Source organism: Sphingomonas endophytica, assembly GCF_014199415.1.
Lineage (GTDB): Bacteria > Pseudomonadota > Alphaproteobacteria > Sphingomonadales > Sphingomonadaceae > Sphingomonas > Sphingomonas endophytica.
Window position 1 is genome coordinate 97,451 of record NZ_JACIJN010000004.1, and the last position, 26,484, is coordinate 123,934.

General features: G+C 68.3%; 21 protein-coding genes and 2 tRNA genes. 17 read left to right on the forward strand and 6 right to left on the reverse strand.

Going from position 1 to position 26,484, the window contains the following annotated elements:
• Window positions 1–96 precede the first annotated feature (96 nt).
• From clpB to FHS97_RS07530, 7 genes are all read left to right on the forward strand, one after another.
• The gene (clpB, locus tag FHS97_RS07500; RefSeq protein ID WP_184035310.1) at window positions 97–2,676 is read left to right on the forward strand and encodes an ATP-dependent chaperone ClpB; all 2,580 of its coding nucleotides are present in this window, start codon (window positions 97–99) and stop codon (window positions 2,674–2,676) included.
• 407 nt (window positions 2,677–3,083) lie between these two features.
• Entirely contained in the window at window positions 3,084–4,757 is a 1,674-nt protein-coding gene (gene mqo / locus FHS97_RS07505; protein ID WP_184035313.1) for a malate dehydrogenase (quinone), read from the forward strand.
• Window positions 4,758–4,870: 113 nt separating this feature from the next.
• Complete coding sequence (gene dapB / locus FHS97_RS07510; protein WP_184035315.1) at window positions 4,871–5,599, forward strand: 4-hydroxy-tetrahydrodipicolinate reductase; 729 nt, start codon at window positions 4,871–4,873, stop codon at window positions 5,597–5,599.
• Window positions 5,596–6,252 carry an endonuclease III gene (gene nth, locus FHS97_RS07515; RefSeq protein ID WP_184035317.1) on the forward strand — a complete coding sequence of 219 codons (657 nt, stop codon included), beginning with the start codon at window positions 5,596–5,598 and terminating at the stop codon, window positions 6,250–6,252. Before dapB ends, nth begins: the two co-directional genes overlap by 4 nt.
• Before the next feature lie 2 nt (window positions 6,253–6,254).
• Window positions 6,255–6,623, forward strand: coding sequence for a hypothetical protein (locus FHS97_RS07520; RefSeq protein ID WP_184035319.1), 369 nt, complete (start codon window positions 6,255–6,257; stop codon window positions 6,621–6,623).
• Window positions 6,624–6,684: 61 nt separating this feature from the next.
• Window positions 6,685–6,761: transfer RNA gene (locus FHS97_RS07525), tRNA-Arg, on the forward strand.
• A 151-nt stretch (window positions 6,762–6,912) separates the two neighbouring features.
• Window positions 6,913–8,259, forward strand: a complete 1,347-nt coding sequence (locus FHS97_RS07530; RefSeq protein ID WP_184035322.1) for a methyl-accepting chemotaxis protein — start codon at window positions 6,913–6,915, stop codon at window positions 8,257–8,259.
• Between the two features lie 54 nt (window positions 8,260–8,313).
• Here the strand turns inward: FHS97_RS07530 and mutL are convergent, their stop codons facing one another.
• Window positions 8,314–10,146 (reverse strand): DNA mismatch repair endonuclease MutL, encoded by a 1,833-nt coding sequence (gene mutL / locus FHS97_RS07535; protein WP_184035324.1) that lies wholly within the window; start codon window positions 10,144–10,146, stop codon window positions 8,314–8,316.
• A 140-nt stretch (window positions 10,147–10,286) separates the two neighbouring features.
• On the opposite strand from mutL, the gene FHS97_RS07540 reads away from it, so the two are divergent.
• From FHS97_RS07540 to FHS97_RS07580, 9 genes are all read left to right on the forward strand, one after another.
• The gene (locus FHS97_RS07540; protein ID WP_246346527.1) at window positions 10,287–11,327 is read left to right on the forward strand and encodes a rod shape-determining protein; all 1,041 of its coding nucleotides are present in this window, start codon (window positions 10,287–10,289) and stop codon (window positions 11,325–11,327) included.
• A 156-nt stretch (window positions 11,328–11,483) separates the two neighbouring features.
• A complete protein-coding gene (gene mreC / locus FHS97_RS07545; protein ID WP_184035326.1) occupies window positions 11,484–12,392 on the forward strand; it encodes a rod shape-determining protein MreC in 909 nt (302 codons plus the stop codon).
• Window positions 12,389–12,898 carry a rod shape-determining protein MreD gene (gene mreD / locus FHS97_RS07550; RefSeq protein WP_184035328.1) on the forward strand — a complete coding sequence of 170 codons (510 nt, stop codon included), beginning with the start codon at window positions 12,389–12,391 and terminating at the stop codon, window positions 12,896–12,898. Before mreC ends, mreD begins: the two co-directional genes overlap by 4 nt.
• Window positions 12,895–15,024 (forward strand): penicillin-binding protein 2, encoded by a 2,130-nt coding sequence (mrdA, locus tag FHS97_RS07555; protein ID WP_184035330.1) that lies wholly within the window; start codon window positions 12,895–12,897, stop codon window positions 15,022–15,024. Before mreD ends, mrdA begins: the two co-directional genes overlap by 4 nt.
• Complete coding sequence (rodA, locus tag FHS97_RS07560; RefSeq protein ID WP_184035332.1) at window positions 15,021–16,133, forward strand: rod shape-determining protein RodA; 1,113 nt, start codon at window positions 15,021–15,023, stop codon at window positions 16,131–16,133. Before mrdA ends, rodA begins: the two co-directional genes overlap by 4 nt.
• 100 nt (window positions 16,134–16,233) lie before the next feature.
• Window positions 16,234–16,309: transfer RNA gene (locus FHS97_RS07565), tRNA-Lys, on the forward strand.
• 93 nt (window positions 16,310–16,402) lie between these two features.
• Window positions 16,403–16,549 carry a hypothetical protein gene (locus FHS97_RS07570; RefSeq protein WP_184035336.1) on the forward strand — a complete coding sequence of 49 codons (147 nt, stop codon included), beginning with the start codon at window positions 16,403–16,405 and terminating at the stop codon, window positions 16,547–16,549.
• 530 nt (window positions 16,550–17,079) lie between these two features.
• The gene (locus FHS97_RS07575; protein WP_184035338.1) at window positions 17,080–19,956 is read left to right on the forward strand and encodes a TonB-dependent receptor; all 2,877 of its coding nucleotides are present in this window, start codon (window positions 17,080–17,082) and stop codon (window positions 19,954–19,956) included.
• A 58-nt stretch (window positions 19,957–20,014) separates the two neighbouring features.
• Window positions 20,015–21,106, forward strand: a complete 1,092-nt coding sequence (locus FHS97_RS07580) for a family 43 glycosylhydrolase (RefSeq protein WP_184035341.1) — start codon at window positions 20,015–20,017, stop codon at window positions 21,104–21,106.
• Window positions 21,107–21,159: 53 nt separating this feature from the next.
• Here FHS97_RS07580 and FHS97_RS07585 read toward each other — a convergent pair whose 3' ends face one another.
• Entirely contained in the window at window positions 21,160–21,534 is a 375-nt protein-coding gene (locus tag FHS97_RS07585) for a hypothetical protein (RefSeq protein ID WP_184035345.1), read from the reverse strand.
• A 61-nt stretch (window positions 21,535–21,595) separates the two neighbouring features.
• Here FHS97_RS07585 and FHS97_RS07590 point away from each other — a divergent pair, with 61 nt between their 5' ends.
• The gene (locus FHS97_RS07590) at window positions 21,596–22,339 is read left to right on the forward strand and encodes a dienelactone hydrolase family protein (RefSeq protein ID WP_184035348.1); all 744 of its coding nucleotides are present in this window, start codon (window positions 21,596–21,598) and stop codon (window positions 22,337–22,339) included.
• Window positions 22,340–22,445: 106 nt separating this feature from the next.
• Here FHS97_RS07590 and kduD read toward each other — a convergent pair whose 3' ends face one another.
• Genes kduD through FHS97_RS07610 form a run of 4 tightly spaced genes read right to left on the reverse strand, consistent with a single transcriptional unit; the run spans window position 22,446 to window position 26,444 of the window.
• Entirely contained in the window at window positions 22,446–23,201 is a 756-nt protein-coding gene (kduD, locus tag FHS97_RS07595; RefSeq protein WP_184035765.1) for a 2-dehydro-3-deoxy-D-gluconate 5-dehydrogenase KduD, read from the reverse strand.
• Window positions 23,198–24,034 carry a 5-dehydro-4-deoxy-D-glucuronate isomerase gene (gene kduI / locus FHS97_RS07600; RefSeq protein ID WP_184035351.1) on the reverse strand — a complete coding sequence of 279 codons (837 nt, stop codon included), beginning with the start codon at window positions 24,032–24,034 and terminating at the stop codon, window positions 23,198–23,200. The genes kduD and kduI overlap by 4 nt, the downstream gene beginning before the upstream one ends.
• 14 nt (window positions 24,035–24,048) lie before the next feature.
• The gene (locus FHS97_RS07605; RefSeq protein WP_184035354.1) at window positions 24,049–25,161 is read right to left on the reverse strand and encodes a glycoside hydrolase family 88/105 protein; all 1,113 of its coding nucleotides are present in this window, start codon (window positions 25,159–25,161) and stop codon (window positions 24,049–24,051) included.
• Window positions 25,158–26,444, reverse strand: a complete 1,287-nt coding sequence (locus FHS97_RS07610; RefSeq protein ID WP_184035357.1) for an MFS transporter — start codon at window positions 26,442–26,444, stop codon at window positions 25,158–25,160. Before FHS97_RS07610 ends, FHS97_RS07605 begins: the two co-directional genes overlap by 4 nt.
• Between the last annotated feature and the right edge of the window lie 40 nt (window positions 26,445–26,484).

The window sequence follows — 26,484 nt, forward strand, 5'->3', positions numbered from 1 at the left end:
GCTCGCGGTGCCATCCTAGCTTCGGTGACGCAAGCGATCCCCTTGTGTTGCCGAATAGCAACACCATCTGACACCCAAGAGAGACAGGGCTTACAGATGAACCTAGACAAATTCACCGACCGCGCGCGCGGCTTCCTCCAATCGGCACAGACCGTCGCGCTGCGCATGAACCATCAGCAGATCGCGCCCGAGCATCTGCTCAAGGCGTTGCTGGAGGACGAACAGGGCATGGCCGCCGGGCTCATCACCGCCGCGGGCGGCGACGCGCGCCGCGCGACCACCGAAACCGACGCCGCGCTCGCCAAGATCCCGGCGGTCAGCGGCTCGGGCGCGCAGAACCAGCCCGGCCTGTCGGCCGACGCGGTGCGCGTGCTCGATCAGGCCGAGCAAATCGCGCAAAAGGCCGGCGACTCCTATGTCACGGTCGAGCGGCTGCTGGTCGCGCTCGCGCTCAGCCTCAACACCGCCGCGGGCAAGGCGCTCAAGACCGCCAATGCCACGCCGGAGGCGCTCAACGCCGCGATCACGCAATTGCGCGGCGGGCGCACCGCCGACACCGCCAGCGCCGAGGACCGCTACGACGCGCTCAAGAAGTTCGCGCGCGACCTGACGCAGGCGGCACGCGACGGCAAGCTCGACCCGGTGATCGGCCGCGACGAGGAAATCCGCCGCACGATCCAGGTGCTCGCGCGCCGCACCAAGAACAATCCGGTGCTGATCGGCGAGCCGGGCGTCGGCAAGACCGCGATCGTTGAGGGCCTCGCCTTGCGCATCGCCAATGGCGACGTGCCCGATGGTCTCAAGGACAAGACGCTGATGGCGCTCGACATGGGCGCGCTGATCGCGGGCGCGAAATATCGCGGCGAGTTCGAGGAGCGGCTGAAAGGGGTCATCGACGAGGTGAAGCAGGCCGATGGCGACATCATCCTGTTCATCGACGAGATGCACACGCTGATCGGCGCGGGCAAGTCCGAGGGCGCGATGGACGCGGGCAATCTGCTCAAGCCCGCGCTGGCGCGCGGCGAGCTGCATTGCGTCGGCGCGACCACGCTCGACGAATATCGCAAGCATGTCGAGAAGGACCCGGCGCTCCAACGCCGCTTCCAGCCGGTGTTCGTCGGCGAGCCGACCGTCGAGGATACGATCAGCATCCTGCGCGGGCTCAAGGAGAAGTATGAGCTGCACCATGGCGTGCGGATCACCGACGGCGCGTTGGTGTCGGCGGCGACGCTCAGCAACCGCTACATCACCGACCGCTTCCTGCCCGACAAGGCGATCGACCTCATGGACGAGGCCGCCAGCCGGCTGCGCATGGAGGTGGAGAGCAAGCCCGAGGAGATCGAGACGCTCGACCGCCGCATCCTGCGGCTCAAGATCGAGCGCGAGGGGCTGAAGCGCGAAACCGATGTCGCGTCGCTCGACCGGCTCGACACGCTGGAGGGCGAACTCGCCAATCTCGAACAGCAATCCGCCGAACTGACGACGCGCTGGCAGGCCGAGAAGGACAAGATCGCGGGCGAGGCGAAGCTGAAGGAACAGCTCGACGCCGCACGGCTCGAACTCGAACAGGCGCAGCGGCAGGGCGATCTCGCCAAGGCCGGCGAGCTGTCCTACGGGCGCATCCCCGCGCTCGAAAAGCAGCTCGCCGATGCGCAGGCGACGACGCAGGGCGCGATGCTCCGCGAGGAAGTCACCGCCGACGACATCGCCGGGGTCGTCAGCCGGTGGACCGGCGTGCCGGTCGACCGGATGCTGGAGGGCGAGCGTGAGAAGCTGCTCCGTATGGAAGAGGTGCTCGGCAAGCGCGTGATCGGTCAGGCCGATGCGGTGCGCGCCGTCTCCACCGCGGTGCGCCGCGCGCGCGCCGGGTTGCAGGACCCGAACCGGCCGTTGGGCAGCTTCCTGTTCCTCGGGCCGACCGGCGTCGGCAAGACCGAGCTGACCAAGGCGCTCGCCGAATTCCTGTTCGACGATTCCAGCGCGATGGTGCGGATCGACATGAGCGAGTTCATGGAGAAGCACGCCGTCGCGCGGCTGATCGGTGCCCCGCCGGGCTATGTCGGTTATGAGGAAGGCGGCGTGCTGACCGAGGCGGTGCGGCGTCGCCCCTATCAGGTCGTGCTGTTCGACGAGGTCGAGAAGGCGCATGGCGACGTGTTCAACGTGCTGTTGCAGGTGCTCGACGACGGCCGGCTGACCGACGGTCAGGGGCGCACGGTCGATTTCTCGAACACGCTCATCATCCTGACCTCGAACCTCGGCAGCCAGTATCTGGCGAACATGCCCGACGATGCGCCGGTCGAAAGCGTCGAGCCGCAGGTGATGGAAGTGGTGCGCGCGCACTTCCGGCCGGAATTCCTCAACCGGCTGGACGAGATCATCCTGTTCCACCGGCTGGGTCAGGCGCACATGGGGCCGATCGTCGACATCCAGGTCGGGCGCGTCGGCAAGCTGCTGGCGGACCGCAAGGTCACGCTCGACCTCACCGACGCGGCGCGCGCGTGGCTCGGGCGGGTCGGCTACGACCCGGTCTATGGCGCGCGCCCGCTCAAGCGCGCGGTGCAGCGCCACCTGCAGGACCCGCTCGCCGAGCTGATCCTGCGTGGCGAGGTGAAGGACGGCGCGCGCGTCCATGTCGACGAAGGCGAGGGCAAGCTGGCGCTGTCGGTCGACTGACCGGCGGGACCGGTGGGGGTGGGTGCGCCCCCCCCCACCCCCGTCGCTCGCCCCGCTCCGTCATTCCCGCGCAGGCAGGAACCCAGAACCCCTGATGTCTCGCCTCTCACGAAGACCCTTGCGTCTGAATCCCCGCCTTCGCGGGGATGGCGGCAGGCGCGGGGATCACCTTGACGGCTGGAACACCTAAGCGTCCGGCCCAGCCCCACGACGCGCTTTGTCGCGCCCGCACACCTTGCACTGTACCGATGCCGGTGCCATTTGGCGGGTCGAACAATCCATTTTGGGTGAGGATTACCATTTCGGCCGCGCCGCGCCATCCGGCACTGCGTCCGGCACGAAGACGTGCGTCAGTCCTTCGACCCGAAGGACCGGCGGCTTGTTGTCATAACGGAAAGACCCATCCGGTGCAGACCACTCCCCCTTCCTTCGGCGTCACCCGCCGCAATCTGCTCGGCGCGAGCCTTGCCGCCGGCACCGCCGCCGTTGCGCCGACCGCACGCGCCGCGCCGACCGAGCGCAAGGTCGACGTGCTGCTGATCGGCGGCGGGATCATGAGCGCGACGCTCGGGGTGCTGCTCAGCCAGCTCGAACCCGGCTGGTCGATCGAACTGGTCGAGCGGCTCGACACGGTTGCCGACGAAAGCTCGAACGGCTGGAACAACGCCGGTACCGGACATTCCGCGCTGTGCGAACTCAATTACACCCCGGTCAACAGCGCCGACGGCCGCGTCGAGATCGCCAAGGCGATCGAGATCAACGAGCAATTCCAGATCACGCGGCAATTCCTGTCGTCGCAGGTCAAGGCCGGGGTGCTCGGCAATCCGCGCCGCTTCATCAACTCCACCCCGCACATGAACCTGGTCTGGGGCGACGAAAATGTCGCCTATCTCCGCAAGCGATACGAGGCGCTGGGCGCCAGCCCGCTCTTCTCGGGCATGGAATTCACCACCGATCCCGCGCAGATCACCGGCTGGGTGCCGCTGATGATGGAGGGCCGCGCGCCCGGGCAGAAGCTTGCGGCGACGCGCTCGCCGCTCGGCACCGATTGCGACTGGGGCGAGGTGACGCGGCAATATCTCGCCTCGCTCGGCAAGCGTGCGAATTTCACGCTCACCACCGGGCACGAGGTCCGTTCGCTGGAGCGCAACCGCGACGGCACGTGGCGCGTCTCCGCCCGCGGCATGAAGGACGACGGCGAGCAGGTCATCACCGCGCGCTTCGTCTTCGCCGGGGCAGGCGGCGGCGCGCTGCCGATCCTCCAAAAGTCCGGCATCCCGGAAGCGGACGATTATGCCGGCTTCCCGGTCGGCGGATCGTTTCTCGTCACCGAGAACCCTGCGGTCGCGACGCGCCATCTCGCCAAGGTCTACGGCAAGGCGGCGAGCGGCTCGCCGCCGATGTCGGTTCCGCATCTCGATACGCGCTACCTGGACGGCAAGCAGGTGCTGCTGTTCGGCCCGTTCGCGACCTTCTCGACCAAATTCCTGAAGCAAGGCTCGTATTTCGATCTGCCCGCGTCGGTGACGCTGGACAATTTCCGCCCGATGCTCGCGGTCGGCTGGGACGATTTCGATCTGGTCGAATATCTCGCCGGGCAGCTCATCATGAGCGACGCGGACCGGATGAACGCGCTGCGCGACTATCTGCCCGGCGCGAAGGACGGTGACTGGCGGCTGTGGCAGGCCGGGCAGCGCGTGCAGATCATCAAGCGCGATCCGAAGAAGGGCGGCGTGCTCAAGCTCGGCACCGAGATCGTCGCCGCGAAGGACGGCTCGATCGCCGCGCTGCTCGGCGCCTCGCCGGGCGCGTCGACCGCGCCGTCGATCATGCTCGACCTGCTCGGAAAAGTCTTCGCCGACCGGTTGGCGACCCCGGCGTGGCAGCAACGCCTCCGCGCGATCGTCCCCAGCTATGGCACGCCGCTGAATGCGCAGCCGGATCTGCTCGCGCGCGAATGGGCCGCGACCGCCGAGACGCTGCAATTGGCGATCGCACCGCCGCCGGTCCAGGTCGCGTCGCAGCCGCGTCCGGCCGCGACGCGGGTCAAGCCGGACCGCCACCCCGATCTGGCGCTGTAACGTACAACGGCGGCAGCGCGCGCGGCGGAATTCTTCTCCGCGCCCCCTGCCGCCCCGTGCGGTTTCGTGCGAAAGGGAATTGTCCGACACAATCCCCGACAGAGTGACCCAGCATGACCAATATCGGCATCTATGGCAGCAACGGCCGCATGGGCCGCGCGATCGCCACGATCGCCGCCGGTGAGGGCGTGACGGTCGCGGGCGGCGGCGATGCCGGCAGCGATCCGCTGCCGATCGCGCAAGCCGCCGACGTGCTGGTCGATTTCTCGACTCCCGCCGCGCTCGAGGCGCATCTGGAGGCGGCCGTCGCGGCCCGCACCCCGATCGTGATCGGCACCACCGGGCTCCTCGCGGCTCATCACGCCCTTATCGAACGCGCCGCGGAGTCGATCGCGGTGCTCCAGACCGGCAATACCTCGCTCGGCGTGACGCTGCTCGGGGTGCTGGTGCGCGAGGCCGCGGCACGGCTCGGCGCGGACTGGGACATCGAAATCACCGAGATGCACCACCGCCACAAGGTCGACGCCCCGTCGGGTACCGCGCTGCTGCTCGGCGAGGCGGCCGCCGCCGGGCGCAACATGCGGCTGGCGGAGGTCCGCGTCGACAGTCGCGCCGGGCTGGTCGGCGCGCGCAGCGAGGGCACGATCGGCTTCGCGAGCCTGCGCGGCGGGTCGGTGGTCGGCGATCACAATGTCGTCTTCGCCGGTGAGGGCGAGCGGATCGAGATCGGGCACCGCGCCGACGACCGCACGATCTTCGCGCGCGGCGCGGTGAAGGCCGCGCTGTGGCTCGCCGGTCGCGCACCGGGCCGCTACGCAATGGCCGAGGTGCTCGGGCTTTGAGGAAGGCCGACGTCGCCGAATTCTACCGACGCCTCGCCGAGGCCAATCCGCATCCCGAAACCGAGCTCGAGTCGGTCAACGACTACACGCTGCTGGTCGCGGTCGTGTTGTCGGCACAGGCGACCGACGCCGGGGTCAACAAGGCGACGCGCGCGCTGTTCGCCGCGGTCGACACGCCCGAAAAGATGCTCGTGCTCGGGCTCGACGGGCTCAAGCAGCACATCCGCACGATCGGGCTGTTCAACACCAAGGCCAAGAACGTCATCGCGCTGTCGCAGGCGCTGGTCGACGAGCATGGCGGCCGCGTCCCCGACAGCCGCGCGGCGCTCGAGAACCTGCCCGGCGTCGGGCGCAAGACCGCCAATGTCGTGATGAACGTGGCGTTCGGCGCCGAGACCTTCGCGGTCGACACGCACATCTTCCGCGTCGGCAACCGCACCGGGCTCGCCCGGGGCAAGACGGTGCTCGCGGTCGAGAAGCGCCTCGACGCCGCCACCCCCGCGCCGTTCCGCGTCCACGCGCACCACTGGCTGATCCTGCACGGCCGCTACGTCTGCAAGGCGCGCCGTCCCGAATGCTGGCGGTGCATCGTCGTGGACCTTTGCGCGTTCAAGCCCAAGACCCCGCCGCCGGCCGCGCGGACGAAGGAGTGACGATGCGCCCGCTGATCGTTGCCGTGCTGCTGACGGTCGCCGCGCCGACGCTGGCGCGCGACCGCGCCCCCGAGGTGCCGCCCGCGACACCGTCCGGCCCGGCGCGTACCTGCCTGTCGCTGGCGTCGATCGAGGAAACGCTGGTGCGCAGCGACCGCGTGATCGACATCCGCACGATCGGCCGCCGCCTCTATCGCGTCACCCTGCCGCAGCGCTGCCCGGGTCTGGGGAGCGAACGCCGCTTCGCTTATGCGACCTCGATCGGCCAGTTGTGCGCGCAGGACCTCATCACCGTCCTCTACGCCAGCGGTCCGATGCAGGGCGCGCGCTGCGGGCTGGCGCCGTTCCAGCCGATCACGCTCGACCATTGACGATTTTCGCTGTCGAAACGGGTAGCGTCGCGCGCCGACCCCTGCTAGGCGGGCCGAACCGGCACCCGTAGCTCAGCTGGATAGAGCGCTGCCCTCCGAAGGCAGAGGCCACTGGTTCGAATCCAGTCGGGTGCACCAGCTTTTCACACTCTTTCAAAACCTGCCGGCATCGTTCGGGATCGTTGCGGCTGGCTGCCCATGTCGATCAATCGTTAACCATCTGGCGCTACCGCACGGTGCGGAGGTGGCGAATTTGACGCTCGATCAAACAATTACCGGGGCTTCGCGCGTGGCTGGCGAGCTGGGAATCCGCACGCTCGACCTGCAGGCGGACATCTCCGAACTGGCGATGCGCGTCACCGCGCAGGCGCAGACCATCGAGAGCGTCGACGCGCAGACCAGCCGCCTCACCGACGATGTCGAGAATGTCGCCGACGCCGCGCGCGAGGCGTCGGGCGCCACCACCGGCGCGCACGGCCTGCTGGCCAGCTCGCATGTCCAGATCGATGCGGCGATGGGCAACGTCGTCGATCTGATCGCGCAGGTCAGCCGTATCCACGACAGCCTCGGCGCCTTCACCTCGGCGCTCGAGGAGGTCGGGCGCGTGACCGCGACGATCAACGCGATCGCCAAACAGACCAACCTGCTCGCGCTCAACGCGACGATCGAGGCCGCGCGCGCGGGTAACGCCGGGCGCGGCTTTTCGGTGGTGGCGGGCGAGGTCAAGAAACTGGCGTCGGAGACCGCCGCCGCCACCTCGCGGATCAACACCTCGATCCGCGCGCTGACCACACAGGCCGATGCGATGCTCGGCCGTGTCGATCAGGGGGTTACCAAGGCGCGTTCGGCGCATCAGGGCACGCACGAGGTCAAGGCGCTGGTGGCGCAGCTGCGCGGGTTGATGGACGGGCTGGAGCGCAACAGCGAGAGCGTGGTGCGGCGGATCGGCTCGATGCTGTCGGCGGTGGTCGAGGTGAAGACCGGGCTCGGCCAATTGTCCGCGACCTCCACCGACAACGCCACCGGGCTGCAACGCCTGTCGCAGCGGCTGACCACGGTGAGCGACGACACCAACGGCCTGCTCCAGTTGCTCGCGGAGAGTGACGCCGACACGCCCGACCGCCCCTATATCCATTTCGCGATCGCCGCGGCACGGCAGGTGTCGGAAGGGCTGGCGCAGGCGGTGGCGTCGGGGCTGATCGACGAGGCGGCGATCCTCGGCGATGCCTATGAACCGGTCGAGGGCAGCGACCCGCCGCTGTTCACGCATCCGGCAATGGCGACGATCACCGCCCTCGCCCGCCCGCAGCAGGAGGCGGCGCGCGCGCTGCCGGGGTTCTTCGGGATGAGCTTCACCGACCGGCGCTGCTTCGGCGCGGTGGCGATGCCGGAACGCTCGCTGCCGCAACGGCCGGGGCAGCGCGGCTGGAACACCGAATATTCGCGCGCCGGGGTGTTCTTCCACTTCAGCGATACCGAACAGCAGGTGAAGATCACCAAGCCCTTCTGTCTCAAGGCCTATCGGCGGCCGCAATCCGATGGCGCCGTGATCCTGCTCAAGCAGGTGATCGCCTCGATCAACGTCAACGGCGCGCACTGGGGCATCCTCCAGCTGGCGTACAAGGATCAGGGCTAGGGAAGACCCATGTGCCCGCCAGTCCGGATCCAATCCGGGAGGGCGGAAGGGCCGCTAAGATCGCCCGAACAGCTTCGCGACGCTCTTCAGGTCGAGCTTCACCCACGTCGGTCGCCCGTGGTTGCACTGCCCGGAATGCGGCGTGACCTCCATCTCGCGGAGCAGCGCGTTCATCTCCGCCGGTGACAGCACGCGCCCCGCGCGCACCGATCCGTGGCATGCCATCGTCCCCGCGATTGCATCGAGCCGCTCGCGCAGGCTCAGCGCCTCGTCATAGGCAGCCAGTTCGTCGGCAAGGTCGGTGACCAGCCCGCGCGGATCGCCGCTGCCGAGCAGCGCCGGAGTCGCGCGCACCAGCATCGCGCGCGCGCCGAACCGCTCCAGCTCCAGTCCGAATTCGGCCAGTTCGGCGACCCGCGCCTCCAGCCGGTCGCATGCCGGCTCGTCCAGCTCGACCACTTCGGGGATCAGCAGCGCCTGCGACGCGACGCGCCCGCCGGCCAGCGCGGCACGCATCCGCTCCAGCACCAGCCGCTCGTGCGCGGCGTGCTGGTCGACCAGCACCAGCCCGTCCGCGGCCTCGGCGACGATATAGGTCTTGGCCACCTGCCCGCGCGCGACGCCGAGCGGGAAGTCGGTCGCCGTCGGCGGCGGCGTCCAGTCCGGCACCGCGCGCGCGGCGGGCGGCGCGGCGAAGAAAGTCGGGCGGTGGTCGTTGAGGCGGAGCCCCTCCCCCATCGGGGGAGGGATTGGGGTGGGAGCGTGAGGTTCGAGCGGCCCGCCGAACAACGCCCCTCCCACGCCCTCCTCCGTGGCGGAGAGGGGGTGTTGATATTCCTGCTGCCACAGCGCCATGATGTCGGCCGGCGCCGAATGCGCAACGCGATGCCCCGCCGCGTCGAGCGCGCGCCGCAGCCCCGAGACGATCATCCCGCGCACCAGCGCCGGGTCGCGGAAGCGCACCTCGGTCTTCGCCGGATGCACGTTCACGTCGACCTCGCTCGGCGGCACGTCGAGGAACAGCGCCACCACCGCGTGACGGTCGCGCGGCATCATCTCGGCATAGGCGCCGCGGATCGCGCCGATCAGCAGCCGGTCGCGCACCGGACGCCCGTTGACGAACAGATATTGGTGATCCGCCACCCCGCGGTGGAAGGTCGGCAATCCCGCCACCCCGCCGAGGACGTGACCGTCGCGTTCGAGATCGATCGCGACCGAATTGTCGGCGAGCGCGCGGTCGGTGAGCGCCGCGACCCGCGCCGGGCGGCTGTCGGCGGCGGCGACCGACAGGGTGCGCCGCCCGTCATGTTCGAGCGAGAAGGCGATGTCGGGCCGCGCCATCGCCAGCCGCCGCACCACGTCGAGACAGGCGGCATATTCGGAGCGCGCCGAGCGCAGGAACTTGCGCCGCGCGGGCACCTGCGCGAACAGCGCCTCGGCGACGACGCGCGTTCCCGGCGGCAGCGCGGCCGGGCCGTCGCGCTCCAGCGCGCCGTTGTCGATCGTCCGCGCCCAGCCCTCCGCGCCCGCCGGCCGGCTTTCGATCGTCAGCCTTGCCACCGAGGCGATCGACGGCAGCGCCTCGCCGCGAAAGCCGAGCGTCGCGACGCGATCGATATCCCCATTCTCTCCCAAAAGGCTTTCGGGCAGCTTGGAGGTGGCATGGCGCTCCAGCGCCAGCGCGATCTCGGGCGGGGTCATTCCGCAGCCGTCGTCGGCGACTTCGATCCGGTCGACGCCGCCCGCGGCGAGCACGACCGAAATGCGCGTCGCCCCGGAATCGATCGCGTTTTCGACTAACTCCTTTAACGCGCTGGCTGGTCTTTCCACCACTTCACCGGCGGCGATACGGTTGACCAGATGCGAGGGGAGACGGCGTATTGACACGCGGCAACACCTAGACCAAGCCGCGGCGTCCCGCGACCCCGCAGATACCATCGCCAGCATGATTCCTGCGGGATGCGCGGACTTGGACGATCACTGCCGGCGCCCCTTTTCCGGCGACAACGATACGGACGATACGGTCAATGGTATTCTCGCGCCTGTTCAAGATGACCTCGCACGACATGGCGATCGATCTCGGAACCGCGAACACGGTCGTCTATGTGCGCGGCCGCGGCATCGTGCTCAACGAGCCGTCGGTGGTGGCGGTCGAGACGATCAACGGCGTCAAGCGCGTGAAAGCGGTCGGCGAGGACGCCAAGCTGATGATGGGCAAGACGCCCGGCTCGATCGAGGCGATCCGCCCCTTACGCGACGGCGTGATCGCCGACATCGACGTCGCCGAGCAGATGATCAAATATTTTATCGAGAAGGTGCACGGGCGTCGCCGCTTCATGCGCTGGCCGGAGATCGTGATCTGCGTCCCCTCGGGCTCGACCAAGGTCGAGCGGCGCGCGATCCGCGACGCCGCGCAGAACGCCGGCGCCAGCGCGGTGTATCTGATCGAGGAGCCGATGGCGGCGGCGATCGGCGCCGACATGCCGGTGACCGAGCCGGTCGGGTCGATGGTGGTCGATATCGGTGGCGGCACCACCGAGGTCGCGGTGCTCTCGCTGCGCGGACTCGCCTATACAACGTCGGTGCGCGTCGGCGGCGACAAGATGGACGAGGCGATCGTCAGCTACGTGCGCCGCAACCACAATCTGCTCATCGGCGAGGCGACCGCCGAGCGGATCAAGCAGGAACTGGGGTGCGCCAAGCCGCCGGTCGACGGCATCGGCAAGACCGTCCACATCAAGGGACGCGATCTCGTCAACGGCGTTCCCAAGGAAATCCAGATCAACCAGGCGCAGATCGCCGAGGCGGTCAGCGAGCCGGTCGCGACGATCGTCGACGGCGTCCGCATCGCGCTCGAGAATACCGCGCCCGAGCTGGCGGCGGACATCGTCGATCAGGGCATCGTGCTGACCGGCGGTGGCGCACTGCTCCAGGGGCTCGACGAGGTGTTGCGCGACGAGACCGGGCTGCCGGTGACGGTCGCGGACGATCCGCTGATCTGCGTCGCGATCGGCACCGGCCGCGCGCTGGAGGATCCGATGTTCCGCGCGGTGTTGCAGAACGGATAAGAACGGGGTGACGGCACGTCGCCCGGGGTCGTCATGGCGTGCGTGGAGAAGCGATCCAGGGCGACCCGCGAAACGCTGGATGGCCTCGCCACCCGCGCAATGCCGGCTCAGGTTAAGATGATCGTACTCTAGTTACCAAGGCGGGAGGTGACGGCAATGGCGCCGTCGCGGGATCGGCGCCCCGGCTTTTCACGGCGCGCGCAATACGGGCTGTTCGTCACTTACATCCTCGGCATCGCCGGGGCGGTGGTGGGAGCGGTGCTGCTCGCCCTCTCGACATTCCACCCCGCCGCCTTCTCGGTGGCGCGCGCGGCGGTCGCCGAAGTGACCGTCCCCGTTTCCACGGCGACCGCAGCGCTCGTCCGCGCGGTCGCGACCGTGCCCGACGAGATCGGGACGTGGTGGCGCGTCCATGACGAAAATGCCGACTTGCGCGCGCGGCTGGCGCGGGCGCGCGGCGCGTTGCTGGTCGGTCGGCAGGCGCGAATCGAGAACGTCCGGCTGCGCGCGCTGCTGGCGCTGCGCGACCAGAACCCGCAGGTCGTCACTGCCGCGCGCATCGTCAGCACCAGCGCGTCGAGCACGCGCCGCTACGGCCTGTTGAACGCCGGGACGTGGCAGGGGGTGGCCGAGGGGCAGCCGGTCCAGGGGCCGGAGGGGCTGATCGGGCGCATCCTCTACGCCGGCCCGAACACCGCGCGCGTGCTGCTCGTCACCGATGCCGAGAGCGTCGTGCCGGTCCGCCGCTCGCGCGACGGCCGTCCGGCGCTGGCCGCGGGGCGCGGCGACGGGCTGATCGACATCCGCACGATCGACACCGCCGACGGCAAGTTCCGCCCGGGCGACATCTTCGTTACCTCTGGCACCGGCGGGATGTTCGTCCCCGGCGTGCCGGTCGCGCGCGTGCTGCGCGCCGGCACCGACAGCGCCCCTGCCCGCCCGTTCGCGCGCCCAGAGACGCTGGACGTCGCGATCGTCCATCGCGCGTTCATGCCGCCCCCGCCCCCGCCGCCGGCACCGACGCCCGCCCCTACCCCGACTCCGACGCCCACGCCCGATCCGTGAAGCCGCCCGCGCGCCCGCCCTTTGAGGAACCGCTCGGCCGGGGACGCGCGCGGCTGTTGCCATGGGCGACCGTGCTGGTCGGCTCGCTGGTCACGATCCTGCCATGGGGCGCGACGCTGCCGCTGCTGCCGCCGGTCGGGCTGTTGCTGCTGCTGTCGTGGCGGTTGCTCGCGCCGCTGTCGCTGCGCGTCTGGGCGCCCGCGCTGCTGGGATTGTTCGACGATCTGCTGTCCGGCCAGCCGCTGGGCAGCGCGATGCTGCTGTGGACGCTCGCCTATTTCCTGGTCGACGCGATCGACGCACGGTCGGGCGTACGCGACTTCAAACAGAGCTGGGCGATCGCGGCGCTGGCGATCGCGTTCGTGCTGCTCGGCGGACGACTGGCGGCGACGCCGTTCGATGCCCATGTCGATAGCGTGCTGTTGCTCCAGATCATTATTTCGGTGCTGTTCTTCCCTGCCGCCGCGCGGCTGGTCGCGTGGATCGACCTGCGGCGGGCGCTATGAGGCCGCGCGCGCCCAAGATCATGACCGAAGCCGCGCTGAGCTACAGCTTCTCGCGCCGCGCGTGGCTGCTCGGTGCGGGTCAGGCTGGACTCGGCGCGCTGCTGATCGGGCGGATGGGCTATCTCGCGATCGCGCAGAACGAGCATTACAATCTGCTCGCCGAGAGCAATCGCGTCAGCATGACGATGATCCCGCCGCGCCGCGGCTGGATCGTCGACCGCAACGGCCAGCCGATCGCGAGCAACCGCACCGACTTTCGCGTCGACGTCATCCCCGACCGGCTGGAGGACAAGGACCGCGTGCTCGCGCATCTGCGCGGGCTGCTCGGCTTGACCGACGAGGATCTCGCGCAGATCAACGCCGAGCTGGAACATGCCCCCGGCTTCCGCCCGGTCGAGATCGCCGAGAACATTGACTGGGAGCGGTTCGCCGCGGTGCAGATCCGCCAGCCCGAGCTGCCCGGCGTCGCGCCGACGCGCGGCTTCGCGCGCCACTATCCCGCCGGCCCGGCGGTCGCGCATCTGATCGGCTATGTCGGCGCCGCGACCGCCGAGCAGTATAAGAAGACCCGCGACCCGCTCTACGTCACCCCCGGGTTCAAGCTCGGCAAGGACGGGCTGGAGAAGACCATGGAGCCGCTGCTGCGCGGTGCCGCCGGCGCCAAGCGCGTCGAGGTCACCGCGCGCGGCAAGCTGGTCAAGGAACTCGCCACCCGTCCCGACGTCCCCGGGCGCACGCTGCGGCTGACGATCGACGCCGGGCTCCAGGAATATGCCGCGCGGCGGCTCGGCACCAACTCGGGCTCGGCGGTGGTGTTCGACTGCACCAATGGCGAGATGCTCGCGATGGTGTCGATGCCCGCCTACGATCCGAACACCTTCTCCGAAGGCATCAGCCAGATGGAGTGGAAGATGCTCAGCGAGGACGATCACGTCCCGCTGATGAACAAGGTGACGCAGGGTCTCTACCCGCCGGGCTCGACCGTCAAGCCGATGAACGGCCTTGCGCTGCTCGCCGCCGGGGTCGGCGCGAGCGAGCGCGTGTTCTGCTCGGGCGCGATGCGCGTCGGCAACGGCGTGTTCCACTGCCACAAAAAAGGCGGTCACGGTCCGCTCGATCTCAAGAATGCGATCATGCAGAGCTGCGACATCTATTTCTACGAAATGGTACGCCGCGTCGGTTACGACAAAATCGCGCCGGTCGCGCGCGAGCTGGGGCTGGGGCAGAAGTTCGACCTGCCCTTCTCCACGCAGCGCTACGGCACCGTGCCCGACAGCGCATGGAAGCAGCGCAAGTACAAGACCGACTGGAAGGTTGCCGACTCGCTCAACGCCTCGATTGGTCAGGGTTATGTGCTCTCCAACCCGCTCCAGCTCGCGGTGATGGCCAGCCGGCTGGCGTCGGGGCGCAAGCTCGTGCCGACGCTGATCCGCGATCCGTTCAAGCCGCAGGCCGAGATGCTCCCGATCGATCCCGAGCATTTCCGCATCATCCGCGAGGCAATGGACGGCGTCGTCAACCACGGCGGCACCGGCGGCGCGGCGCGGATGCTGGTGCCTGGCGTCTCGATCGCCGCCAAGACCGGCACCGCGCAAGTGCGCCGCATCACGATGGCGGAACGGCGCTCGGGCGTGCTCAAGAACGGGCAATTGCCGTTCAAGCTGCGCGACCACGCCTTGTTCGTGTGCTTCGCGCCCTATGACAATCCGCGCTATGCCGCGGCGGTGGTGCTCGAGCACAACGGCCATACCGTCCGCAACCTCGACACGCCGATGATCGGCCGCGACATCATGACCTACCTGTTCGACCGCGACCGCGCGATGAAGAGCCTTGCCGAGGTCGAGCCGACTTGGGGCGGCGACATCACCACGCGCATGAATGCACAGCGCGCCGCCTATCGCGCCGCGCATGCCCCCGCGCCGCCGGTCGTCGACGACGACGACGTGCCCGCCTCGAACTCGCCAGCCGTCGAAGCCGCGACCGACGCATCGAACGCCAGCGCCGAGGCGACCGCGCGCGACATCGCGACCAGCGGTGGCCCTGCCCGCACCGGCTCGCCCGACCCGGAGACGGAGGGCGAGCGTCGCGCCGCGCCGCTCGATCCCGCCACGGACCCGCGACCATGAGCGGCTTCGTCCCCGCCCCCCTCGCGGTCCTGCCATGGCGCGTGCTGCTGCTCGTCACCGCGATCGGCGGCTTCGGGCTGATCGTGCTCTATTCCGCCGCCGGGGGCAGCCTGCGCCCGTGGGTAATCCCGCAGGGGCTGCGGTTCGGGGTGTTCATGATCGGCGCGGTCGCCCTGTCGCGCGTGCCGCTCGACTGGTGGAAGAAATCGGCTTTCTACATCTACGGGATCTTTCTGATCCTGCTGATCATGGTCGAGCTGCTCGGCGCGGTACGCGGCGGCAGCCAGCGCTGGCTGGGTTACGGCCCGCTGCGCATCCAGCCGTCCGAGACGATGAAGCTGGCGATCGTGCTGGCGCTGGCGCGCTTCTACGACCTGCTCCCCGCCGCCGAGACGCGCCGCTTTCAGGCGATCTGGCCGGCGGCGGTGCTGATCGGGATGCCCGCGCTGATCGTGATGATGCAGCCCGATTTGGGCACCGGGCTGATGATCTGCGCGGGCGGCGCGACGGTGATGTTCCTCTCCGGGGTGCCGCTGCGGCTGTTCGTCGGCGGCGCGCTGGCGGTGGCGACCGCGATCCCGCTCGCCTTCAACTATGTGCTCCACGAGTATCAGCGCCACCGCATCCTGATCTTCTTGGACCCGGAGAGCGATCCGCTCGGCACCGGCTATCACATCAGCCAGTCGAAGATCGCGATCGGCTCGGGCGGGCTGTTCGGCAAGGGCTTCCTGCAAGGCACGCAGAGCCACCTCGATTACCTTCCCGAGGGCCACACCGACTTCGTCTTCGCGACGATGGCCGAGGAATGGGGGCTGGCGGGCGGCGCGTTCCTGATCATCGCCTTCCTGCTGGTGATTCGCTGGGGCGTGAACGTCGGGGTGCGCGCCGAGGATCGCTTCGCCAAGCTCGCCGCCGCCGGCCTGGCGACGACAATCTTCTTCTACATGGCGATCAACCTGATGATGGTGATGGGGCTGGCGCCCGTGGTCGGTATCCCCTTGCCATTGGTCAGTTTCGGCGGCTCGGCGCAGATGACGGTGCTGATTTCGATCGGCATCCTGATGGGCATCGACCGCTCGACCTCGACCCGCCAGCCGACGCGGTGGTGAAAAAAGTCAAAAAAGGGGTTTGCGAATCCGGGAAGCGCTGTTAGAGGCGCGCTTCCCGATCGCGGGGCGGTTCTTCGGAAACGCTTCTCCCACGGTCACTGGACGCATAGCTCAGTTGGTAGAGCAGCTGACTCTTAATCAGCGGGTCCTTGGTTCGAGCCCAAGTGCGTCCACCAGTTTCTCCAACGGCCTCGCGAGCGATCGCGGGGCCGTTGTGCTTTTGGCCTTCCCTGACTTTCCTTTTCCTGCCGCTGAAATGCGGGAGGCGGTTGGGACGCACGCTTCTCCCTTCAGTTCGACCTGGCGCGCTCGCCGGGGTCGACGGTGCGGAGGAACTGCTGCAGGACCATCCGGACACCCGGACCGCCGATCGCGACCGCTTTCTCGCCAAGATCGACGAAGACGCCGGCGGCTGAGGCAGCTCGTCGGCCGCCTTCTCGATCTCGCCCGCGCCGACATGGGCCAAAGTGCGAACGGCGTGACGACCGATGTCATCGTCGCCGGGCGCCGTGTCGTGGACGCGCCACGGCTTCGCTCCGCTACAAGGCCGGACAGCGCCCGGCGCACCGCGCGGCGTCAGGCTGCGCATCCACGGAGCGGCCCAACCATGGCGGGACGGGAGGCGGACCGCCGCCGCATCCCTCGCAACGTGCCGACGCGACCCTCCCGGCAATTCTCGGCGTTGAAAGGCTGTGACCGGCGGGCGCCCGGAACGCCTTTGATCGGAGCAAAGAAGGTCCGATCCTGGCCCCTTCCAACCGCGAAAACCGTAGCGTCACCCTCGGCCGCTCGGCTTCATCGGCGTTTCATCTCAAGCATTTGTCCCACCAGCCACAACGAAGTTGCTTGCCTATTCCCGCCAGCCTGCTACGCGAATGTAGGAGTAATGACCGACATAAGATCGGCCATCTCGACAACACGGCGACGAAAAATGGGGAGGATCGACATGGCACCCAAGCTGCTTTTCCTGGCATCGGTTTCGGCCGCATCGCTGCTGGCCGCCGCACCGGCGCTCGCACAGAGCGAGGCGGGGGCCGCCGTTGCCTCTTCCGGCACCGCGCAGGCGATCGACGGCAACCAGCCGCCCGCCGCGCAGGAGCAATCGCCCGATGACATCGTCGTCACCGGCGTCCGCGCCTCGATCGTCGGCGCGCTCAACCGCCGCCGCGAATCGACGCAAATCGTCGACTCGGTGGTGGCCGAGGATGTCGGCAAATTGCCCGACAACAACGTCGTCGAGGCGTTGCAGCGCGTCACCGGCGTGCAGGTCACCGACCGCGGCCAGGGCGAAGCCGCCGGCATCCAGATCCGCGGCCTCCCCGACGCGCTGACCACGCTCAACGGCCGCAACATCTTCACCGCCGCCGGCCAGTCGTTCGCGTTGCAGGATATCTCGGCCAACCTCATCAAGCGCGTCGACATCTTCAAGACGCGCGCCGCCGATCAGATCGAAACGGGGCTCGCCGGTCAGGTCGATGTCGTGACGCGCCGCCCGTTCGATTTCGACGGCTTCGCGATCTCGGCGCTGGCGCGCGGCATCTATGATCAGGAGGCCGACAAGTTCAATCCGAACGGCGCCCTGCTCATCAGCGATCGCTGGGAGACCGGGATCGGCGACATCGGCGTGCTGGTCAACGGCAGCTACACGCGCTCCAAGTTCCGGACCATGTCGACCACCGCGGGCGCGTTCGTGCCGTTCGCGACGCTCAACCCGCCGGCGGGCAGCGGGCTGTCCGGCTTCCAGCGCATCTTCCCGGCCGCGACCGATCCGCTGACCGGACAGTTCATCAGCGCTCCCGGCCTCGGCAACTGGCAGGTCGGCACCGAAACCGGGCTTTCGACGACGCCGGGCTCGACGATCAACGTCAACGGCGTCGAGACGCCTTATTACCTGTCACGCGACGCGGTGTTCAGCTCGGACCTGTACGGCAAGCGCGAGCGCCCGTCGGTCAACGTCGCGCTGCAATGGGCGCCGAACAGCAGCTCGGTCTACACCGCAGAGGCCTATTATGCCGGCTTCCGCAACGAAACGTTCAACAGCCTCCAGTTCAGCTTCGTCGATTATTGGGCGAACCCGGTCGCGCCGGAAGTGTACGACGGCACCAACATCGTGAAGTCGCGCGTCGCCAACGACGTCTATGGCTTCAACAGCGCCGATTACAGCCGCAGTCAGACCGACAGCTTCGTCTACGCGCTGAACGGCAAGTGGGATGTCGGCGATCACGGCGGGATCGTCGCCGACGTCGCCTATCAGACCAGCACCAACAAGACCGCGTTCTTCGCGATGCGTACCGACCGCGTCGCAAGCCAGATCACCACCGACTTCAACGCCGGGGGCGGCATCCCGTCCTACCATTTCGACAATGACGCGCTGCTCGCCGACCCCAGCGTGTGGAACGTCGCGCAATTGTATGACAATGCCGGGCGCGACAAGGGCAGCGCGATCACCGGGACGCTCGACGGCTTCTACCGTTGGGACACCGGCTTCCTCCGCCAGATCAAGGCCGGCTTCCGCTTCGACAATCGCCGCGCGTCGAGCGAGATCCGTACCGCCGACGCGGCCGGGCTCAATCGCCCGTTGTCGAGCCTGCCCGAGGGCGCGACCTTCACCAACTCGGACTTCTTCGAGGGTCGCGGCGACGTGCCGACCAGCTGGGTGTCGGCGAACGGCTATTACAATTACGCCAATGCCGACCAGATCCGCGGGCTGTACGGGCTGAAGACCTCGGACCAGCTGTCGCTGACCAAGGTGTTCGAGGTCAGCGAGACGACGCTGGCCGCCTATCTGCAGGCCGATGCGCAGATCACGATCTTCGGGCGTCCGCTGAACCTGCAGGGCGGGTTCCGCTCCGTCACGGTCGATACCGATGCGACCTTCCGAGACCGTTTCAACAACGGCGCGATCTCGCGCGCCTCGCCGGGCTCGGCGCGCTTCCTGCCAAGCTTCACCGCGCGCTATGACATCACGTCGGCGATCCGCGCGCGCTTCAACTATGGCGAGACGCTGCGCCGGCCGAACTTCGGGGACATCAACCCGAACTTCAACCTGACCGGCGATCTCACCAACGTCGGCTATGGCAGCGGCACGGCCGGCACTGCCGGGCTCAAGCCGACCACGTCGAAGAACTATGACGTCGCGCTGGAATGGTATTTCGATCGCAACAGCGCGATCACCGTCACCGGCTTCCGCCGCGAGATCGAAGGGCTGGTCGTCCCGGTCAGCCAGCTCGAATTCATCCCCAACAACGGCATCGTCGCCGGCGCGACGAACAATTTCGTCATCAGCCGCCCCGCCAACGCCTCGAACGGCGTGCTCAAGGGCGTCGAGGTTGGGCTCACCTATTTCCCGACCTATCTCCCGTCGGTGCTCAACGGGCTCGGCTTCCAGGGCAGCCTGACGGTGCTCGATTCCGATCAGAACGTGCCGATCTACAACAATTCGGGGCAGCAGGTCGGCGAGCAGCGTTCGGGCTTCTTCGGCGTGTCGGACCTCTCGTACAACGCCACGTTGGCCTATGATAACGGCCCGGTCGGCGCCCGCCTGTCCTATGTCTACCGCAACGCATGGCAGGCGCGTTACGAGGCGCGGCTGTTCGCCAACCCGCTCGGCGTCTGGCGCCGCGCGGAGGCGAGCCTCGACCTCCAGCTGACCGCGCGCCTGACCGACCGGCTCGGCCTCACCTTCGACGCGGTCAACCTGACGCGCACCAAGCAGCAGGAATATTATCGCTTCGACAATGTCGGCGACAAGGATCGCTATAATCTCGGCACGGTGCTGATCCCGCGCACCTTCGCGGTCGGTGTCCGCTACAGCTTCAACTGACCTCATCAAGGGGCGGACCGGCCGGTCCGCCCCTTTCTTCTTCGCAAAGGAATTTGCCGTGAAGCGCTTCCCCACGCTCGCGTTGCTCCTGCTCGCCTCCGGTTGCGGGGGCAGCGACGGCGCGCCGTCCGCCAGCACCGCCCCTTCCGCGACGCCGACCCCGGTGCCGTCACCGACGCCCTCGCCCACTCCTGCGCCCACCCCGACGCCGACTGGCAGCGCCACGCTCGCGCTCACCGGCAATATCGCCCCCGCGCACGATCCGGCGATCCTCAAGGACGGCAACACCTATTACCTGTTTACCACCGGCAACGCCGGCGATGCCGAGGGCCTGCTGGCGCTGCGCACCTCCACCGACCTGCGCGACTGGACGCTGCGCGGCGGCAGCTACACCGCGCTGCCGGCGTGGACCGCGACCGCCGTCCCCGGCGCGACCGGGATGTGGGCGCCCGACATCTCCAAGGTCGGCAACGAATACCGGCTCTATTATTCGATCTCGACCTTCGGGTCGAACCAGTCGGCGATCGGCCTCGCCACCGCGACGGTCATCGATCCCACGAGGCCGGCCGCCAATTGGGTCGACCGCGGCCCGGTCGTGCAGTCACAGACCAGCGACGATTACAATGCGATCGACCCGATGGCCTTCACCGACGCCGACGGCCGCGCCTGGCTGACGTTCGGCAGCTTCTGGACGGGGATCAAGCTGATCCGGCTCGATCCTACCACCGGGCTGCGGCTGAGCGGCGACCCCGCGCCGCGGGCGTTGGCGCAGCGGCCCTTCCCCGGAGCGATCGAAGCGCCGTACATCGTCCGCCACGGTGCTTTCTATTATCTGTTCGTGTCGTTCGACACCTGCTGCGCGGGGGCGAACAGCACCTACAACACCGTCGTCGGCCGTTCGTCGGCCCCCGACGGCCCGTACGTCGACCGCGACGGCAAGCCGATGCTCCAGGGCGGCGGCACGCCGGTGCTCGGCAACGGCCAGAACGACGGCAGCCGCTTCGTCGGACGCGGGCATGTCGCGGTGCTGCAACAGGCGGACGGCGACTATATCGTCTACCACGCCTACGACCGGCAGAAGAACGGCTTCCCGACGCTCCAGATCCAGCCGCTGACGTGGAGCGCCGACGGCTGGCCGGGCGTGCAATAAGGTATCGCTGCGCCGTCGAGCGCCGGCGGTCGAGCGATCCGTCCGCTGCCGTGTCAGTCGGCGAACAACCAGGCACGCGCCTCCTCGACGTTGTCGAACAAGGCGCAGCGATGGTCGGCGATCCGCTTCACCTGCATCCGGTGAAGCGCGCCCGAAAAGACCATCGCGATCCGCTTCGACGGGGAGTCCGGGCGGACCATCTTCGCGAAGTCCGCGACGACGGTCTGCGGCAGGACGTTCTTGCGCTTCATGTCGATCAAGGTGCGCAACTGGCCGTGCCGTGTGCCGTCGACCAGCATCTGCCGCAGCGTCGCCGCCACCGCGACGCCGAACCGCGCGGAGATCTCTTCATTCCAGTCGCCGGCCAACGTCAGTTTCAGGAATTCTCCCGGCGCATCGGCTTCGATATGGAAGGTGGGCGGTGTCATGTCGCTGCCCTACACGACAGTGCTTTCGTAATAGTTTCCCGGGCAAATAGGAAAGTCGCCGATGATCCTGCGCAGTGATGAAACCGTCGACATCGACGTGCCGGGCAGCGGCGCGATGCGGGTGCACCTGTTCCGCCCGGTCGCGGACGGTCGCCATCCCGGCGTGCTGCTTTATTCAGAAATCTATCAGGTGACCGCGCCGATCCGGCGGCTGGCGGCGATGCTTGCGGGCAACGGCTATGTCGTCGCGGTCCCCGAAGTCTATCACGACTATGAGCCCGCCGGGACCGTGCTCGGCTATGACGCGGCCGGGACCGAGCGCGGCAATGCGCTGAAACTCACCAAGCCGGTCGCCGCCTTCGACGCCGATGCCGCCGCGGCGATCGGCGCGCTGGCGGCGCACCCGGCCTGCACCGGCTCGCTGGCGACCTTCGGCGTGTGTCTCGGCGGGCATCTCGCATGCCGTGCCGCGCTCGACCCGCGCGTCGTCGCCGCGGCGTGCTTCTACCCGACCGACATCCACTCGGGCACGCTCGGCGCAGGCCGCAACGACGACACGCTGGCGCGGCTGGCGGCGTTGAAGGCGGAACTGATGCTCGTCTGGGGACGGCAGGACCCGCACGTCCCGCCAGAGGGCCGCGCCGCGATCCGCGCGCGGCTTGAGGACGTGGGGGCCTCCTACGAATGGCACGAGTGGAATGCGCAGCACGCCTTCCTGCGCGACGAGGGCCCGCGCTACGACCCCGCGCTGTTCCTGCAGGCGATGACGCAGACGCTCGCCTTCTTCCGCCGCACGATCGGCTGAGTGCCTCGTCATCGCCAGCGTAGCGAAGCAATCCAGGGCGTCTTGATCCGGCGCTGGATTGCTTCGCTATGCTCGCAATAACGAAGGGAGGTTGCGCAGCTTGTCGCTACCGCGCCAGCCAACCCCCGTCGACCGCCAGCACATGTCCCTGCACATAGGCGGCGGCGTCGGAGGCGAGAAACACCGCCGCCCCGCCCAGATCGGCCGGCGCGCCCCAGCGCCCCGCCGGAATGCGCTCGACGATCGCGCGGTTGCGCTCCGGATCGGCCTGCAAGGCCGCGGTGTTGCTGGTCGCGATATAGCCCGGCGCGATCGCATTCACCGTCACATTATGCTTTGCCCATTCATTGGCGAGCAGCTTGGTCAGCCCGCCGACCCCGCTCTTCGCCGCAGTATAGCTCGGCACGCGGATCCCGCCCTGAAAGGTCAGCATCGACGCGATGTTGATGATCCGCCCCCCGCCGGCGGCGATCATGTGCCGCCCCGCCGCTTGGCTGAGGAAGAAAACCGACTTGAGATTGGTGTCGATCACCGCATCCCAGTCTTCCTCGGTGAAGTCGACCGCATCGGCGCGCCGGATGATCCCGGCATTGTTGACGAGGATGTCGAGCCGCCCGAGCGCGTCGAGCGTCTCCGCAACCACCCGCCCGACCGGTTCGATCTTGGCGAGATCGGCGTGGATCACCGCCGCACGCCGCCCCAGCGCGCGGATCTGCGCCGCCGTCTCCTCCGCCGCGGTGCGCCCGACGCAGGCGACATCCGCCCCCGCCTGCGCCAGCGCGACCGCGATCGCCTGCCCGATCCCGGTATTCGCACCGGTGACGATCGCGGCGCGCCCGCTCAGGTCGAACGGATGGTTCAGCGCAGCTGGCATATGTCGCACACGTCCATATCGTTATAATCCTGGTTCTCGCCCGCCATCGCCCAGATGAAGGTATAGTTGCTGGTCCCCGCCCCCATGTGCACCGACCACGGCGGGCTGATCACCACCTCTTCATTGTCGACGACGATATGCCGCAGGTCGTCGGGGCGGCCCATGTAGTGGAAGACGCGATTGTCATCCTCCAGATCGAAATAGAGATAGATTTCGCTGCGCCGCTCATGGACGTGCGGCGGCATCGTGTTCCACACCGATCCCGGCTTCAACTGCGTCAGCCCGAGGCACAAGGACGCGCTGGCGCACAGATGCGGCAGCACCAACTGATAGATGGTGCGGTCGTTCGAGGTCTCCAGACTGCCACGCTGCATCGGATTGGCATCATCCAGCGTCACCTTGCGCAGCGGGAACGGCGCATGGGCGGGGACGCTGAGCAGATAAAAGCGCGCGCCCTCGCCCGCGAACGTCACCTCCGCCGACCCCATCGGCACGTACAGCGCCTCGTAGCGCGCCAGTTCAAACACCTGCCCGTCGACCGTCACGCTGCCGGTGCCGCGCCCGATATTGACCACCCCCAGTTCGCGCCGTTCGAGCAGCGGGTGCCCCGCCGCGCTTTCCGGCTCGCGGTGCGTCGGCAACGCCAGCGGAGTCGCCCCCGGCACCGCCCCGCCGATGATGAAGCGCTCGCCATGCGAATAGGTCAGCACGATCTCGCCGTCGCGGAACAATCCGCCAACCAGATAGCGGTCGCGCAGCGCCTGATTGGAGGCGCCTTCCATCATGTCCGGGTGGGTGGCGTAATAAGTTTTGGCGTACACGTCGGTGCTCCTGTTCAACGGGCGCGGTCGAGCTGCGCGATTTGCGTCGCCGCCAGCAGGAACGCGCCCACGCCGTAATATTGCGTCTCTTGCGCGGCGACCTTGTCGGGCCGATCGCTGACCTGCTGTACCCAGCCGAGCCGGCCATCGGGCTGGATCGACCGCTCCAGCGCCGCCCAGCCGCGGTTCGCGACCGGGGCGTAGTCGGCGCGCGGCAGCACCCCGGCGTTGACGCCCCACGCCATGCCATAAGTGAAGAAGCCGGTGCCGCTCGATTCCGGCGGCGAGCCCTCAGGGGCGAGCAGCGACGGTGCCCAATAGCCATCGGGCTTCTGCAACGCCTTCAGCTTCGCCGCCATCTTGCGGAACAGCGCCTCCATCCGCACGCGATCCGGGCTGTTCTTCGGCAGCAGCGGGATGATCCGCGCCATGCCGGCGAACACCCAGCCATTGCCGCGTGCCCAGAATTGCTTGCGGCGCTGCGCATCGCGCCGCTCGAAGAAGCGGCTGTCGCGGTAATAAAGCTGTTCGACCGGATCGAGCAGGAAGTCGGTCGTCGCCCAGAATTCCTTCAGCGCGAAGTCGCGATATTTCGGGTCGCCGGTTTGGCGGCTCAGCTCGATCAACGCCGGCGGCGCCATGAACAAGGCGTCGCACCAGCACCAACGCGTCAGGCACTCGGTCGCGCCATAGCCCGCCGGCGGTACCGCAAAGGCGAGCGTCGTCACCGCCGGCCTGTCCACCACCCGGTCGAACGTGGCTTTGGCGCTGGCCAGCGCCTGCGGTGGCCCGCCATGCGCGGCGGCCCACAGATAGCTTTGCACGATCGCATGATCGTCCGCGAAATAAGGCTTCTCGCCCGGCCGCCAGCCGTTTGCGCGCCCCATCGTCATGATCGCATCCTTGATCCGCGGCGGCGCGCCGGCATCGGCGAGCGCGGTCATCCCGACCCAGAAAACCGCCGGCTCCCAGGCGCGCATGTCGCCGCTGCGCGGGTTCACGTCCATGTGCGCCAGCTGCCAGTCGGCCAGCTTCACCGCCTGCGCGATCGGCCCCTGTTGCTGTGCCGCGGCGGGGGCAGCGACCGCCACGAGGCTGGTAGCGAGGGCAAGGTGTCGAAAGATCATGCGGCGCTCTCCTCAAGGTCGAAACGGGCCGGGGCGAGCCGGGGGCTGATGACGTGCAGCGCCAGCAATGCCAGTAGATAGGCACCCCCCGCCACCGCGAAGATCGGCGCATAGCTGCCCGATATGCCGAGCACGTGCCCCACGAACTTGGCGATCAGCATCCCGCCGATCGCCCCCGCCGTCCCGCCGATCCCCACGACCGAGCCGACTGCGGCGCGCGGGAACAGGTCGGATGGCAGCGTCAGCAGATTGGCGGAAAACGCCTGATGCGCGGCGGTCGCCAGCCCGATCAGCGCGACCGCGATCCACAGGCTGTCGACGTACTGGACGGTGACGATCGGCAGCACCGCGACTGCGCAGCCCAGCATCGTCGCCTTGCGCGCGGCATTGGCCGACCAGCCGCGCCGCAGCAACCGCGACGAGGTCCAGCCGCCCAGCACGCTCCCCGCATCCGACAGCAGATAGATTGCCACCAGCGGCGGTCCGAACGACTTGAGATCGAGCCCATAGCGCTTCCCAAGGAAGTCCGGCAGCCAGAAGAGGAACATCCACCAGATCGGATCGGTCAGAAACTTCGGCACCGCATAGGCCCAGGTTTCGCGATAGGCGAACAGCCGCAGCCACGGCACGCGCTGCACCGCCGGTGCCGGATCGCTGCGAATCAGCGCCAGCTCGCCCGGCGTGACGCGCGAATGCTCCTCCGGCCGGCGATAGATCGTGACCCACGCGATCAGCCACAGCACGCTGAACGCCCCGGTCGCGATGAACGCCATCCGCCAGCCATAAGCGAGCGTGATCGCGGGCACGAGCAGCGGCGTCGCGATCGCGCCGACATTCGCCCCGGCGTTGAACAGCCCGACCGCCAACGCGCGCTCACGTTGCGGAAACCATTCGGTCACCGCCTTCAACCCGGACGGGAAGTTTCCCGCCTCGCCCAGCCCCAAAGCGAACCGCGCCGCACCGAATTGCGCCACGCTGCTCACCAGCCCGTGCGCGACATGCGCCAGCGTCCAGAACGAGAAAGCCAGCGCATAGCCGAGCCGCGCGCCGAACCGGTCGATCAACCGCCCCATCATCAGGAACCCGGCGGCATAGGCGGCCTGGAACCAGAAGACGATGTCGGCATATTGCGCCTCGCTCCACCCCAGATCCTGCTGGAGCACCGGCTTGAGCACGCCGATCATCTGCCGGTCGATATAGTTGATCGCGGTCGCCGCGAACAGCAGCGCGCAGATCGTCCAGCGATAGCGCCCGGTCGGCGGCGCGGCGGCGAGGTCCGGCATGGCGGTGGCGCTCCGGGAAAAAAGGGCGCGCGACACCGCC

Excerpts from the sequence above, each read along its gene's own strand:
- FHS97_RS07585 (WP_184035345.1), bottom strand. The coding sequence starts at position 21,534 with ATGACACCGCCCACCTTCCATATCGAAGCCGATGCGCCGGGAGAATTC.
- clpB (WP_184035310.1), top strand. The coding sequence starts at position 97 with ATGAACCTAGACAAATTCACCGACCGCGCGCGCGGCTTCCTCCAATCG.
- mrdA (WP_184035330.1), top strand. The coding sequence starts at position 12,895 with ATGAGGCCGCGCGCGCCCAAGATCATGACCGAAGCCGCGCTGAGCTAC.
- rodA (WP_184035332.1), top strand. The coding sequence starts at position 15,021 with ATGAGCGGCTTCGTCCCCGCCCCCCTCGCGGTCCTGCCATGGCGCGTG.
- FHS97_RS07575 (WP_184035338.1), top strand. The coding sequence starts at position 17,080 with ATGGCACCCAAGCTGCTTTTCCTGGCATCGGTTTCGGCCGCATCGCTG.
- FHS97_RS07520 (WP_184035319.1), top strand. The coding sequence starts at position 6,255 with ATGCGCCCGCTGATCGTTGCCGTGCTGCTGACGGTCGCCGCGCCGACG.
- dapB (WP_184035315.1), top strand. The coding sequence starts at position 4,871 with ATGACCAATATCGGCATCTATGGCAGCAACGGCCGCATGGGCCGCGCG.
- FHS97_RS07540 (WP_246346527.1), top strand. The coding sequence starts at position 10,287 with ATGGTATTCTCGCGCCTGTTCAAGATGACCTCGCACGACATGGCGATC.
- FHS97_RS07590 (WP_184035348.1), top strand. The coding sequence starts at position 21,596 with ATGATCCTGCGCAGTGATGAAACCGTCGACATCGACGTGCCGGGCAGC.
- FHS97_RS07610 (WP_184035357.1), bottom strand. The coding sequence starts at position 26,444 with ATGCCGGACCTCGCCGCCGCGCCGCCGACCGGGCGCTATCGCTGGACG.
- FHS97_RS07605 (WP_184035354.1), bottom strand. The coding sequence starts at position 25,161 with ATGATCTTTCGACACCTTGCCCTCGCTACCAGCCTCGTGGCGGTCGCT.
- mreC (WP_184035326.1), top strand. The coding sequence starts at position 11,484 with ATGGCGCCGTCGCGGGATCGGCGCCCCGGCTTTTCACGGCGCGCGCAA.